Origin of the sequence: Aureispira sp. CCB-QB1 (assembly GCF_000724545.1) — a bacterium.
GTDB lineage: Bacteria > Bacteroidota > Bacteroidia > Chitinophagales > Saprospiraceae > Aureispira.
This window is the reverse complement of the sequence record NZ_JHBV01000005.1, coordinates 44505-58700: the sequence shown is the minus strand read 5'-3', so window position 1 is coordinate 58700 and position 14196 is coordinate 44505. Positions and strand designations below refer to the sequence as shown.

Genomic DNA, 14196 nt, shown 5'->3' with positions numbered 1-14196 from the left:
TATATTGGGTATTGACAAATTTAAGAGTTTTACCATACGGACAAATTGCAGGATAGCAAAACTCTAGACAACTAATTTAACGAATAAATTGCAGTTTGCCCAATCATTAGTACCATAAATCTCTTTGTTAGAATACTTATTGGGGTAAGTAAAAATGCTCTTGTTCTAAATAATTGGCTTTGGGTTTTTGGGCATCTTCAGGAGATGATTGTTTCTTTTTGGGTTGAATACCTAATTTCTCCATATTAGACAAGCTAATGCCTTGCGAGTTGGGCTTGTCTCTAATTTGCTCCTGAATTCTATAAACAGCAACATTGACATTCTTTTCTTTGCGTACCAAATCGTATTGAATGTGCAAGTCGTAGTGTCGTGCCAAAAAATTAGCATACCAATTTAAGAATGAGGCATTATAACGGTGAATTAGATAAATATTGGTATCCAATGGCGCTTCTGTATGAATGTTTTTAATGCCAAAGGCTTCCAATTGCTTGTAGTGATTGGGGGAGTTCGCAAAATGTCCCAAATCAAGCATATTAAAATTTAAAAATAGCGAATCATTGGTTGCTTGATAAGGAGTCATTGTAGATTGCATATAGTAATCGCCACCTCCAATATAAAGTTGATCGGCTTGAGCATTTAAACTATCCAATGCCGCTGACCAATACATCTTGTTAAAAGCTGTTTTACTACTCTCTAGTGTGACCATTTTTAGATTTGATAAAACCATGAAACTGATAAAAATCAAACTAAACAACTTGGTTTTTCGCTGCAATTCTTTGTCGTAGGTAATGAACAAACCTGATAAGGCAATCAAATAGAATGCCATTGGGTAGCTGACTCTAGAGGGTAGATGTTTGAATAAAAACAGTGCGCACAATAAAGCAAAAATCATTAGAATACTGGTGCCTAACGATAGATAAATCCAACGATTGCCCTTGATGAATAACAAACAAAGTCCTGCCAATAGAAAACCATAAAAAACATAGTCTTGAATGGGAGACCCTATAAAAAATTGCCACAGTCGGTCTTCTAAGTGTTCTTGAGGATACGGACAGTTTTGAAAGGTTTCTTGAAGTGCTTTAAACTGCTGAACGCCGTAAACAGTTGAGTCAGCAAAGAACCAATGTTTAAAAAGCATTAAATCCTCGTATTCCCAACCTACTTTATAGAAATAATCGTCTGCTGTAGAAGGACTCCATTCGTATTGAGGTTTGTGATAATCTAAAATATCGTGAGCAGATAAGGAGTGTTTGTATTCATTATAAGCCTCCCAAGCAGGATCTTGATTTTGAATCCAATAATGTCCCTGTTCGACTACCCAAGCTCCAACAAGCATTAATGTGCAAATAAGTAGGTTGGCGATGCGCTTTTCTTTTTGTTGAAAAATAGCATACAACAATAGGGGAAGGCTTAGAACTACAATCAGTTGAAATGAGTTCCAACGAATCATTTCTACCAATAAGAGCATCCCAAAACTCAAAGAAAACCACAGCTTTTGCCGTTTATCTTTGGGGTTTGAAATGGCTGTAAATAACAAAAATACAGCACCTGTCCCTAAGACTAGGGCAGAAGAGGTGAATTGGAGTTCTTGCAATAAGGCTGTTTCGCCCAGTAAAAAGCAAGCTACAAAAATAGCTACTCTATAATAACTTGGTTTTAGTATTAAGATACTATATAGTATAGCAGACATTCCTAGTAAATGGGCAACAGTTAGGTAGAGACCATACCACGGTAAGCTAGGAAAGTAAATATATAGGTTAGAAAGTAAGTGCCCCAAAAAAATATGAGACCAACGCAGATTAGCCGATGATTCTTGTATAATCCCAGTTCCTGCCAAAACCATTTGCATCTCGACATCATCGGTTGTTCCAAATCGAGTATAGAAAATACTTAGGAAAACGACAAAAAGCACCAAGTTGATGAATAAACTACTTAAGAAAGGCTGTTTTTTTATAAGTTGGCGCATAAAATAGAATGAGACTTGCTATTAATTCCTTGATGTATATTACTTTACTTCGTGGATTTTTTTACTTTTTGCAAAAAACGAAAAAAACTACGAAGTATAATATTAAAGTCAGTAAAGTTACTAGACTACAAATATAGAAATTTATTTGAATAGGACTAATGGCAAGTTCGAATCGTCTAATAGAAACTAATTTTTAGGAGATAGGTCGCACAAAATCTGCACCTCTACTCGTCTATTTTTTGCATTCCCCTTAGGAAATAAAGGTTGAGTGCCTCCTAATGCATGTGTTTTTATTCTGGAAGTAGAAATACTTCGTTGAATAAACCAATCTTTTAATTTATCAACACGCTGTTGAGATAGATCTAGATTTCGTTGAGGAGTACCAAAAATATCTGTATGACCATACAGTTCAATTTGGCTATTGGGATACGCTAGGAGATAGGTGCGCAAGATTGACAACGTTCTTTCAGCTTTGATAATATTTTGAAATTTGATAGAATTGTCTTGGAATACTATCTCACTAAGTTCTAACTTTTTGTTGCACTTTATATCGTTCATTGAAACTAAGGCAGAAGGTAAAACGGGTTGATCTTGAGGAGGATTATCAGAGGTCAACTTAAAGTCATTGCTAACATCAGAAGTTTCCTTTTTTTCCTGCATAGAAGGAGCGGTTTTTTCGGGAGCAACAGGGAAAAGTTGAATATCAAAAAAATTCCAGTGTCCTTTCGAATATTTGCTATTAGGACCTTCTAGTAGATCGACTATTTTTAATTCGTTTGGAAGTCTAGGAAAGTGTACTTGGCAAGTAAATACTTCTTTCGGTCTACCTTCTAAGGGCAACTCAATTTGCACTTTATCTTTAGGAGACTTAATGCGTTCCTTGATTTCTACGCCATTCCGTTTAACCGTACTAATTTCTAACAGGTCAAATATTTGACCACTTTCAGGGTCTTTGAGGCACCATGAATTAACCGTATTAGGAGGCATAAAAATAACAGACTTAGTCCATTCTTTGGTGCCTCTTTCGAAGACAAACTTCAAATCTAATACCGTACGTCTCTCAAAGAAGCTAATTTTTGAGATAAAGTAATTTTTTTGCCATTTGGTATAGGTTGGCTGAGATTCAACACGAATTGGATGATTGGATTTTTGGGGTTGAGCCCAAAGACTACAAGAAAGGCTTAAAAATGTTAGTGATAGAAAAAGCTTCATAAACTGTTTTTTAGTGATTAGTCAACTGTTTATTCACCACAAATAATACACCAATTCAATGAGATTTTTGAGGTATGTTTATGCTGCGCCAAGCCCCAATTCTTGCAAGAGTGTTTCACCAATCGATTTTAACCAAGGCTGATCAATAGTTTCTGTTCCCGCTTTTTCTACTTCTGCAATCCATGCAGTAATTTCTTTTTTTGCAATTTCCTTGTTGAAATTAAATGTGATACGCTTGGTAAGATAAGTATACAGCTTTCTTAAGAATTTGATAAAATTGAAGTTACGAAGTTTTTTCTCGTCCGAATACGTATTTCTTCTTTGTATAAAACGATAGTGTTTTTCTAAATAGCCTAAGATATCACGAATTTCAATTTTATCGTGAACAAATGCTTCAAATAAGGCTTTTATCTCAATATTGTTGCGTTGTACAATAAAGTGCAAACGATGTTCTTTGTTGGGAAGTTCTTGATTTGAAAATGATTTTAGAACCGCTTCCCATTGCTTATGTAAGAAGAAATTATAAGCTTTGGATAGCATAGAAATAAAAGAATCGTATCCTTCATGGATGTATTGGGTATAATCAGAACCAATAGATTCTAACAAACTAGAATCTTTGTAGTAAAAGGCTAAGTAGAGCATATTGATAAAATCTTCAAAATACATCAAGCCATCATCTTGAACCAACCACAAATTGGTAAAGCCCATTTTGTAAACCTTATAGACTTCGTAAACTGTCAGATTTGTTTTTGTTTCTTCGTGTACTCTGTAATAGTCTATAATACCCATCAAGAATGTGAAAATACGTTCTTTGTCTTCTTTTGGCAAATTAAAAGAATACTTATCAATGATCGTCAATACGTGTTCTAGGTCTTCTTTTTGGAAAGGAGCCAAGGCAAACTTGTACACTCGAGCATAGATACTCAATATGTGATTATCATTATTATGATTGTATTGAGTAAGATCGGGTAGTTCTTTTAATTCTTGAAGCAAGAATCGTTCGTGTGCCAATGCAATCCCCCTGTTGGCTTTTTCTATCAGCAATCTTAATTTACTAATCCAATAAGAGGTGTCTAAGTTGTTCTCGCTAAAACTCAAATAAATGGAAGCAGATTCTTTGCTTGTATTGGTGTGTGGATGAGAATATAGGTTTTTGTAGAATTGAGCATATTGATGATAAACTTCAGGAGGAAGAGGTTTGTCTGCATTTTCACTAATTCGTTCTCGAATTTCTTCGTGTAAAATTTTAATATATTCTACTTCTTCTCTGTTACATAACGCTTTTTGCAATAAGAGTTCTTGTACTAGTTCATCTTTTTTTAATTCTGAAGTAATTAAGTGGTTTTTGATGTCAGAAATCAGCTCGCCATACAAAGGAGTCAACTTTTTAGAGCTAGACAACTTCAGCATTTTTACAAGTTTGGTTGAATTGATTTCATCAGTAGATTGAAGGCTCTCCAAGTAGGCAAATAACTTCTCATGTCGCTCTGCACTTTTCGTCGTTTTTCCGCACTTTATTTTCTTAATAAAAGTCCCCCTATCATTGTCTGATAAAGCTTTTATTAAAAAAAAAGCAACTTTTTTCTTTTCCATTTTTGGGGACGTTTTAAAAGGTTAAAAATGGTTATAAAAAATTGATTTGTAATGAGTTGTGTCAATTAAGGGCGAGCCCCAGTTTTTTTAAAAAGGGGGAAATGAGCCATTTTTTGTCCTAGTTATTGGACAAAAGGCACTCTATATTTGTGTCAACAACCAAGCAAATAAGGGGACTTATTTAAAGTTGGTTAATAAGGACAAAAGGTTCTAAAGCATACATAACAAAAGGGACAATATGTTCTAATTCTTCAGGACCAAATCTTGTTAAACTAAGCAGTTTTGAGTCGTCTATTACTCATGCGCTAGCCTTTTATCAAGTGGAAATATATTTCTTATTGATATAATAGCCATAAATCTACGACTATAAATTGTAAAAAGCAAATTAACACTTCATTTTTTTAGATATAAAAATATAAAACTTACAGGGAACATGAATATTTCAAAATTTTTTATCGCCGTACTTACTTCTATTACTTTTTCATTCAACGCAGCTGCTACTTTGCCTACAATTATTGATAACGATATAACCGTAGAAGCCAAGAAAGTAGAAGGCGGTCCAAGAACCGTAATCCAAGCAATGACCGAGGTTGTAGTTTTGCAACCAACAACTAATAACTTATACATCACTATCCTTAACTCAGATGGACAACTTATGGCTAAAGCGACTACTAGTGCACAAGAAGTTACTTTTTCTACAGAAGAGTGGAATGCAGGAACTTACAAGATCGAAACTACTGACGACTCTCAAGAATATCAAGAGTTTTACATAAACGTTGAGTAATCAAATATATACACAACACCAATCAATCAATCAATCAATTTTTAATAAACACACAACTAAATACAGACAGACATGAACTTATTCAAAATATATATCGCGCTACTTTTTACTATTTCTTTCTCTTTTAATGCCAATTCAACGACAAATGTTTTCCCTGATTATACGATGGCAAAAGTAGAAGGTGGACCAAGAACCGTAATTCAAGCAATGACTGGAGCAGAAGAAAATGTTACAGTATTGCAGCCAACAGCAACCAATTTATACGTCACTATCAAAGACTCAAATGGAGATACAGCGATAGAAGCAGAAACGCAAGAAGAAAATACAATGATTTCGATACAAAGCTTAGAGCCAGGTGACTATGTAGTAGAGACAGTAGACGACTATGGTGACTATCAAGAGTTTTCGATTGCTGTAGAATAATCGCTTTGTACCAACTAGAACCACTGCACAAATCAATCATTTATTAACAACAACAAATACCTATATCATATGAAGACGCTAATGTTTCTTATCGCCATATTCGTTTGTACTACTTTTTCTTTGAATGCATCTAGTACAACAACAATAGAACCTGTAGTTAACCTTTTGGTTGTTACCCCCAAAGTAGATGGAGGTCCAAGAACTGTAATTCAAGCAATGACTGATATTACGGTAACACAACCAACAAGTACCAATCTATATATTACCATCAAAAACTCTAGTGGCGATGCCGTCATAGAAGCAGAGACTCAAAGTGAACAGACTGTGATTTCAATAGAGGAATTAGAATCTGGCAGCTATACTGTAGAGACAGTAGATGATTATAATGATTATCAAGAATTCTCTATAACAATTAATTAATAGCTAAACTCTGAAACCCACCCCATACCCCTATTTACTTCACAGACTGACAGATTATTATTATGAATATGCCAAAGTTTTTTATCACGATATTAATTTTTATTACATTTACATTAGGCGTCGTTGCTGAAGCTTCGAAGACAACAACAACTTTCTTAGTCGAAGTGGCTAAGGTAGAGGGTGGACCGAGAACTGTAATTCAAGCAATGACAGATATTGTCGTTCATCAGCCAACAGCTACTAACTTATATATAACTATAGTAGATTCAAACGGAAATGTTGTTATAAAAACTGCAACCCAAGAAAAAAAGACCGTAATCTCGGCAGCGGGACTTAGTAAAGGAACGTATATAGTAGAGACTGTGGATGACCATGGAGATTATCAAGAGTTCCCCATAACTATTGATTGATAAAACTTACCCTGTGACTTGTTTATTATATTAGAACCCCCCAATCTATTTTCTAAATAATAAAGAACAATTGAAACATGAATTTATCAAATTTTTTTGTTGCTACATCAGCAGCTGTTATGCTGCTGCTAAATATTACGGGAATTGTTGATGTGCGCCACGCATCTATTAAGGTTCCTAATACGGTTGTAATTCCAAAAGTAGATGGAGGACCAAGAACTGTAATTCAAGCAATGACCGAAATTGTGGTCAACCAACCAACAGCTACTAATTTGTCTATTAAAGTGATAGATTCGACGGGTGTTGTTGTAATAGAAGAGACAACACAAAGTTTACAAACTAGAATCTCAACGACTGGATTAAAACCAGGAACATATACTGTAGAGACAATTGATGACTATGACGACCTTCAAGTGTTTACCATAGTTATATAAAGATAAGTGCCTGATTTAAACAATAAATATCTTTAAGAGTTCAGGCATTGACTTAAGTAAGTTGTTCTCAGTAAGTAACAACAAACTCATGTATTAATTTTATACTAGTGTGTTACTTATTATTGCTTACTTATCTAAAAATGAAGTGTTAAGGCAAGGGAGATAGTAACTAGATGAAGCTATATTCTTTGCCTTTTTTGTTAATTATGAATACAATGAGGAGTGAGTAAGTGGAGCAAGAAAAATAGATTTTTTAGAGGAAGAGCTTTGGGGAAGATAAAGACTGTACAATCAAAATTAAATCGCTAAGAATCCAACTGAGTTTTTGGAATTTCTTCAAATTCGTTTTGCTTAAAAGTGCCAAAATGCTTTGGTTAGACTTTCAAATAAAGCGTAATCGAGACTTTTTATTGTAAAATGTTATTTTAAAATAGAGGCAAATTCTAAGATTCGCTATTATGAATGTCTCTTTTTTGTCTTTTGAGAAAAAAAAGTAAGTTTTTTTTGAGAAAAAAAATGGGTATTTTTTGGGGAAATTTTATTTCATGTAAAGTGTTGTTTTGTAATTGGTTATGGAGGTTTTTGTGTTTAAAAATGGCGAAAAAAACGGGAAAAGTTTACACTTCTGTTTTGGCATACTATAAAAATGTGGTCTATATTTGTATTAACAACTAAAGCAAATAAGGGGATTTGATAAAGTTGTATAATAAGATACAAACTATCCATACAGTTTAAGGGACGAAACTAGGATAGAAAAAATCTTGTTAAGCTAGCAGTTGGAAACTATCGTCTAGGTTTTTACTGCTAGCCTTTTTTCTTTTTATATATAATAATAGAATGTAACTATAAAGTTATAATATTATTATAAATAATAATAAAATAATGCAGCTTTTTTGTTAAAAAGCTAACAGAAAATCTTTGTGCAATTGTCTAAAGGCTGTTGTATAATGATGATTACCTTTCTCTGCTGTTCGGATAATTAAAGACTTCTTCTCTGTAAGAGTATCGTAAAGAACAAGTTCGAGCAAGAGACGATTACTCATTTTTCCTTCTCTAGGGATGACTTCAGTACATCTCTTTATGTAAAATTTTTTTTGCAGTGCTAACTGCATAAATTCCTTTCCTTCGTCAATAGGCAAAATAACAGAAAAATTTCCCTTAGGATGTAAAAGGGAAAAAACACTGTCTAACAAAGTATCGAATGTTAGAGTATCTGTACTTCTTGCTTGTCGTCTAGCGGCATCTTTGATCAAAGCACCCGATTCTATTTTAAAATAAGGTGGATTAGATATAATGCTCTCAAAAAGTGGTATCAAAGGTTTTTGACTATAATCCTGTATAGATTGATGTAAAATCCTAAGTCGATTTTTCCAAGGACTATTTTCAATATTAGAACTAGCTTGTTCAAATGCAGCTCGATCTATTTCTAAAGCATGAATAAGAGCTTTTGCATTTCTTTGTGCCGACATCAGCGCTAGTACACCCGTTCCTGTTCCTATGTCTAAAATAGAAGATGCTTGAAGCATATCCGCCCAAGCACCTAATAGTACGCCATCTGTGCCAATTTTCATAGCACACTTATCTTGTTGTACAGTAAATTGTTTAAATCGAAATGTTGACATCTATTATTCCTTACTCCTTAAAAACCCAAATCTAAATCATCATCATCATCCAAATCAAGATCTAAGCTGTCATCGTCGTCTAAATCCAAGTCATCGTCTAAGTCAAGATCTAAGCTGTCGTCATCGTCTAAATCTAAGTCATCGTCTAAGTCAAGATTTAGACTGTCATCTTCCTCTTCTGAATCACTTTCGTCTAAGTCTAAGTTATCGTTCTCATCCAAATCCAAATCTAAGTCGTCCCCTAGGTCAAAGTCTAAGTCGTCACTAGCAGGAGCTTCCGCTGCTTTCTCTTCCTCGGTATCGTCCTCTAAATCCAGATCTAAATCATCGTCTAAATCCAAATCATCTAAGTCTAAGTCATCTAAATCATCTCCAAAGTTGATATTCAAATCGTCAAAATCGTCTCCATCATCATCTAGATCCAAATCATCTAAATCCAGATCATCGTCTAGATCTAAGTCTAAGTCTAAATCATCGTCCTCATCCAAATCAAGGTCTAAATCATCCAAGTCCAAGTCATCCAAATCTAGATCGTCATCTAAGTCCAAGTCTAAATCCAAATCATCATCATCTAGATCAAGGTCTAAATCAAGATCCAGATCTAAGTCATCGTCTAAATCAAGATCATCTAAATCCAAATCCAAATCGTCTAAGTCAAGGTCTAAATCATCAATATCTAGATCTAAATCGCCTAAGTCCTCGTCATCAGCACCGATGCCAGCTGCACCAGCGGCTTTGTATACCAAGACATCCAATTCGTTTGCTTTAAAGACGCCATAATGCAGGATACTACCTTCAAACCACATACAAGTCGGGTCGCCCATTCCAAAACCTTTGGTTTGCATACGACGATCAATAGATTCAAAAGCTGCATTTTCCTCATCTCCAATTAACCGCATAACGGTCATTTCTACTTTAGACACCTTATGTCGGACTAAATCTCCAATTTCCATATTTTAATTGAGTTATTCTTTTGTTGATTAGAGTAGGTTATCCAATTATATTGAATGAACCATCATTAGGTAAGTAATTTAGATATTCTTAGCTCACTGGTCGACCATCTAAGTAAACGACCGTAGCAGCTTTAAAAGATTCTTTTTTTGTTCGAATATTTTCTTCATTAATTACTTGTTGCCATTCACAAGCAATATCACCAGGTCCAAAACCTTTCATGAGTGCAAGTTTTTCACGAGAGCCTTCATTTTCTTGGTAAACATAAGTGATAACCATGTCGGGACCACCTGATTTTAGACGAACTACTTCTCCTATTTCTGGCATAATATAAAACTGTATTAAAGTGAATATATTGTTGGGGTATCAACTCCCAACTTATTTTAGAACCAAATTTTTTGGAACCCTACAATATATAAAAATATGTTGTAGATGTATAGCTTCTCTAAGAGATTTTTAGTGAACTATTTTTGTGAGTAATGAGGTTTCTCTAGCTTTGTAATAATTCCTTGGTAGAGAAGTATAGATGATCAAAAGATGAAAGCCACCCCTAACGACTAGAGATGGCTTTCATGATATAGACATTACTTATAAAAAAGGCACCACACATCAAAAAAGGAGCACCTTATAATAATAAGCTTGTTTATTGAACGCTTGCTGTATTTTTAGGTGCAGCAGCCATGATTTCTTCATTAGCTTGTGCTTTGTATTGCTCAAAGTTTTGAACAAAACCAAGTGCTAATTCTTGAGCTTTAGCGTCATAAGCTTCTTTATCTTCCCATGTGTTTCTTGGATTAAGTACTTCATCAGGAACATTAGGACAAGTCATTGGCATGCTCAACCCAAATACAGGCAATGTAGAAAATTCAACATTATCTAAATCTCCATTTAGTGCTGCTGCGATCATAGCACGAGTATACTTTAGTTGCATACGGCTACCAACGCCATAAGAACCACCAGACCATCCCGTGTTAACTAGCCACACATTAACATTGTGTTCTTTCATTTTCTTACCTAACATTTCAGCGTATTGTGTAGGGTGTAACGGTAAGAATGGAGCTCCAAAACAAGCAGAGAATACGGTCACAGGTTCTGTAATTCCAGCTTCTGTTCCTGCAACTTTAGCTGTGTAACCAGAGATAAAGTGGTACATAGCTTGACCAGGAGTTAATTTAGAAAGCGGAGGCAATACACCGAAGGCATCGCAAGTCAAAAAGAAAATATTTTTAGGAATACCTCCACGAGATGGCTCTAAAGCATTATCGATGTGATAAATAGGGTAGGATACACGCGTATTTTGTGTAATCTCCGTATTTTCATAATCTGGTGTTCTTGTTCCTTCGTGGAATTTGATGTTTTCCAAGATTGCACCAAATTTGATAGCATTGAAAATTTCAGGCTCTTTTTCTGCTGAAAGATCTATTGTTTTGGCATAACAACCACCCTCGAAGTTGAAGACACCTGTATCCGACCAACCATGTTCATCATCGCCAATAAGATTGCGTTTAGGATCAGCAGATAGCGTTGTTTTCCCTGTACCAGACAACCCAAAGAAAACTGCTGTATCTCCATTTTCTCCTACATTAGAAGAACAGTGCATTGATAATACATTTCTGTTGTGAGGTAGAACATAATTCAAAACAGAGAAAATACCTTTCTTGATTTCTCCTGTATAACCAGTTCCCCCAATCAAAATTACCTTGCGTGAGAAATTAACAATTGCAAAGTTGTGTTGGCGAGTGCCATCTTCCTCAGCAACAGCCATAAATTCAGGAGCACACAAAATTGTCCATTCTGGAGCTGCATTTTTAATTTCCTCTTCTGTTGGACGCATAAACATGTTGCAAGCAAACATGGCAGACCATGGTTTTTGAGCAACCAAACGAAGCGTCAAGCGATAGTTTTCATCTGCACAAACGTAAGCATCACGTACATAAACCTCTTTGTTTTCTAAGTAAGCGGTTACTTTATTATATAAAGCATCGAATTTATCAGAATCGAAAGGCATGTTGATATCATTCCAATCAACTGTATTTTCGGTGACAGCGTCTTTTACAATGAAGCGATCTTTGGGTGAACGCCCAGTAAACTCTCCTGTTTTGATCACAAGTGCACCAGAATCGGCCAAGACACCTTCCCCCATAGCGATGGTGCGTTCTACTAGATTAGGAACAGGTAAGTTCCAGTAAGCGGTTACATTCTTCAGACCAAGCGTAGTTAAATCTGCGTTGGGATTTTTAAGACCTACGTTCTTCATTAGTCGTGTTTTTTTTTGTGATAGACCTTGTAGTTATTATGATTAAGATAATAAAAACCTCTTTTGAAATCGGTAGTTTATTTTCTTAAGCATAATTTCGTAAAGCTACAAAGTAATCTAAATTTAAAAATAAAGTTTTTCTTTTTTCTGAAGCTTTTAAGAGCATGGTCTGTTGTTTCTAAATAGCATCCTCTTAAAAAAAACTTCTCTGTATATTAATTATGCTCAATGATTAATACACAAAATTTTAGTTAGGTGTTCTTTATAAAATAATACGCTGATTTTAAGTGCTATTTGTATTTTTAAAGCGGCTTAAAAGCAGCATTATCTGTAAATTTACAAAAGTTTAAAGACTAGAAGTGAATTAATACCTAAAAAACTTCACTATCTTAACGAATGAATCTCTTAAATGAAGTATATGAGTAGCCAAACATTTTAATTTTTATTAAAAAAGCCAAGCATAAAATCAAGGCATTCCCAAAAGTTGCTTGTTGTTGCTACTGCACCAATAAACGATAGTACTGCATGTTGTTTGACGTTATACGAATACGTTATTATCGTTTTAGAAACAAAAAAGCAGCACACGTGGCTACGTATCCTGCTCTTGTAAAAATCATTTTTAGTTGACGTCCAATTCGATTTTATTGGTCTCCAAACGTCCTGGATATACCTTCAAAGCTGCTTCCAAACAATCCATTGCCGTGTTCAAATCGTCAGAATTTAATACATAAGCGATGCGAGCTTCTTGTACACCCAATCCATCTGTATTGTAAAACCCTGCTCCAGGAGCCATCATAATTGTTTTGCCATTGTGTTCAAACTCTTCTAAAAGCCATTGGCAGAATTTATCACAATTATCGACAGGGAATTTAACAAAAGCATAAAACGCACCTTTAGGATTAGGACAAACAACACCCTCCATTGCTTGTAAGCGATTGATGACGGTTTGTCGACGGTGGTCGTATTCTTTGGTTAGGTCTCCAAAATAACTTTGAGGGGTATCTATCAAGCCTTCTGCTAGAATTTGAGCCAAAGTAGAAGGGCTCAAGCGCGCTTGCGCTAATTTCATAGCTTCTACCATAAACGACTCATTTTTTGAAAGAACAACACCCATTCGAGCACCACAAGCACTATAACGTTTCGATATTGAGTCGATAACAATAGCATGGTTTTCCATGTTTTCTAATGCCAAAATAGAAGTATGCTTTTGTCCTTCGTAGCAAAAATCGCGATACACTTCATCTGCAATCAAAAACAAATCGTGTTTTTTTACGATGGTTCTTAGTTTTTCCAATTCTTCAACAGAATACAAATAACCTGTAGGATTGCTAGGGTTACAAATTAAAATGGCTTTGGTTTTTGGACTAATTTTCTTTTCAAAATCCTCCATTGCTGGCAATGCAAAACCATCCTTGATGTGTGCGGTAATTGGAACAATAGTGATATCTAAACTTTTTGCAAAACCATTGTAATTCGCATAAAAAGGTTCAGGAACAATAACTTCGTCTCCTGCATCTGCACAAGCAAGCATAGCAAATAACAATGCTTCAGACCCACCGTTGGTTACAATCATTTGTTCTGTATCAACAGCAACTCCGTATCGACTATAAAACTCAACAAGCTTTTCTCTATAAGAGATAAGACCAGCTGAATGTGAATAGGCAATGACTCCCAAGTCAGCTTCTTGTAGAGCATTCACGCCCGTTTGAGGAGTTATAATATCTGGTTGACCAATGTTAAGATGAAATACCTCTACGCCTCTTTTTTTTGCCGCTTCGGCATATGGAACCAATCGGCGAATAGGAGAAGAAGGAGTATTCGCTACTCTGTTTGATGTTGTTGGCATAATCCAAAAAACTTTTTTATGTAGAATAGTTTATTTTCTAATTAAAATACAAATGTACAAAAGGGTTTTTATTATTGTGAATTAAAAAAGAGAATTATCAATAAAACTGTACGTTTCACTTTAAGAGGTGTCTAAAATAACCGCTAAAGTACTCTCAGTAATGCCTTGTTCTAAATGCTTAACTCGTTTGTGTTCATATACTATGGTGGAACTCATTTGCAATACTTTTGAATAATCTATTAGGGAGAATAGGCAGATTATAATTAATAAAGACCTAA

At 34.9% G+C, this 14196-nt stretch carries 13 protein-coding genes; 5 read left to right on the top strand and 8 right to left on the bottom strand.

Annotation, left to right across the window (positions count from 1 at the left end):
• Positions 1-136: 136 nt before the first annotated feature.
• The 3 genes from CG11_RS01640 to CG11_RS01630 form a co-directional block, all read right to left on the bottom strand.
• On the bottom strand, positions 137-1966 hold the full coding sequence (locus CG11_RS01640; RefSeq protein WP_052592458.1) for a hypothetical protein: 1830 nt from the start codon (positions 1964-1966) through the stop codon (positions 137-139).
• A gap of 186 nt (positions 1967-2152) precedes the next feature.
• Entirely contained in the window at positions 2153-3178 is a 1026-nt protein-coding gene (locus CG11_RS01635) for an OmpA family protein (RefSeq protein ID WP_052592456.1), read from the bottom strand.
• A gap of 78 nt (positions 3179-3256) precedes the next feature.
• Positions 3257-4771, bottom strand: a complete 1515-nt coding sequence (locus CG11_RS01630; RefSeq protein ID WP_052592454.1) for a hypothetical protein — start codon at positions 4769-4771, stop codon at positions 3257-3259.
• 433 nt (positions 4772-5204) lie between these two features.
• On the opposite strand from CG11_RS01630, the gene CG11_RS01625 reads away from it, so the two are divergent.
• The 5 genes from CG11_RS01625 to CG11_RS01605 all read left to right on the top strand — a co-directional run bounded on the left by CG11_RS01625 (position 5205) and on the right by CG11_RS01605 (position 7242).
• Positions 5205-5555, top strand: coding sequence for a T9SS type A sorting domain-containing protein (locus CG11_RS01625; protein WP_052592452.1), 351 nt, complete (start codon positions 5205-5207; stop codon positions 5553-5555).
• Between the two features lie 72 nt (positions 5556-5627).
• The gene (locus CG11_RS01620) at positions 5628-5978 is read left to right on the top strand and encodes a hypothetical protein (protein WP_052592447.1); all 351 of its coding nucleotides are present in this window, start codon (positions 5628-5630) and stop codon (positions 5976-5978) included.
• A 69-nt stretch (positions 5979-6047) separates the two neighbouring features.
• Positions 6048-6398, top strand: coding sequence for a hypothetical protein (locus tag CG11_RS01615; protein WP_052592445.1), 351 nt, complete (start codon positions 6048-6050; stop codon positions 6396-6398).
• 164 nt (positions 6399-6562) lie between these two features.
• A complete protein-coding gene (locus tag CG11_RS01610; RefSeq protein WP_197043761.1) occupies positions 6563-6808 on the top strand; it encodes a T9SS type A sorting domain-containing protein in 246 nt (81 codons plus the stop codon).
• Positions 6809-6885: 77 nt separating this feature from the next.
• Positions 6886-7242 (top strand): T9SS type A sorting domain-containing protein, encoded by a 357-nt coding sequence (locus CG11_RS01605; RefSeq protein WP_052592439.1) that lies wholly within the window; start codon positions 6886-6888, stop codon positions 7240-7242.
• 896 nt (positions 7243-8138) lie between these two features.
• On the opposite strand, the gene CG11_RS01600 is transcribed toward CG11_RS01605, so the two are convergent.
• The 5 genes from CG11_RS01600 to CG11_RS01580 all read right to left on the bottom strand — a co-directional run bounded on the left by CG11_RS01600 (position 8139) and on the right by CG11_RS01580 (position 13918).
• Positions 8139-8864, bottom strand: coding sequence for a tRNA1(Val) (adenine(37)-N6)-methyltransferase (locus tag CG11_RS01600; RefSeq protein WP_052592438.1), 726 nt, complete (start codon positions 8862-8864; stop codon positions 8139-8141).
• 17 nt (positions 8865-8881) lie between these two features.
• On the bottom strand, positions 8882-9817 hold the full coding sequence (locus tag CG11_RS01595; RefSeq protein WP_052592436.1) for a hypothetical protein: 936 nt from the start codon (positions 9815-9817) through the stop codon (positions 8882-8884).
• A gap of 88 nt (positions 9818-9905) precedes the next feature.
• On the bottom strand, positions 9906-10142 hold the full coding sequence (locus CG11_RS01590; protein ID WP_052592434.1) for a DUF2158 domain-containing protein: 237 nt from the start codon (positions 10140-10142) through the stop codon (positions 9906-9908).
• 316 nt (positions 10143-10458) lie between these two features.
• Positions 10459-12072, bottom strand: a complete 1614-nt coding sequence (gene pckA / locus CG11_RS01585; protein ID WP_052592432.1) for a phosphoenolpyruvate carboxykinase (ATP) — start codon at positions 12070-12072, stop codon at positions 10459-10461.
• Between the two features lie 619 nt (positions 12073-12691).
• Positions 12692-13918, bottom strand: coding sequence for a pyridoxal phosphate-dependent aminotransferase (locus CG11_RS01580; protein WP_052592429.1), 1227 nt, complete (start codon positions 13916-13918; stop codon positions 12692-12694).
• Positions 13919-14196: the final 278 nt, after the last annotated feature.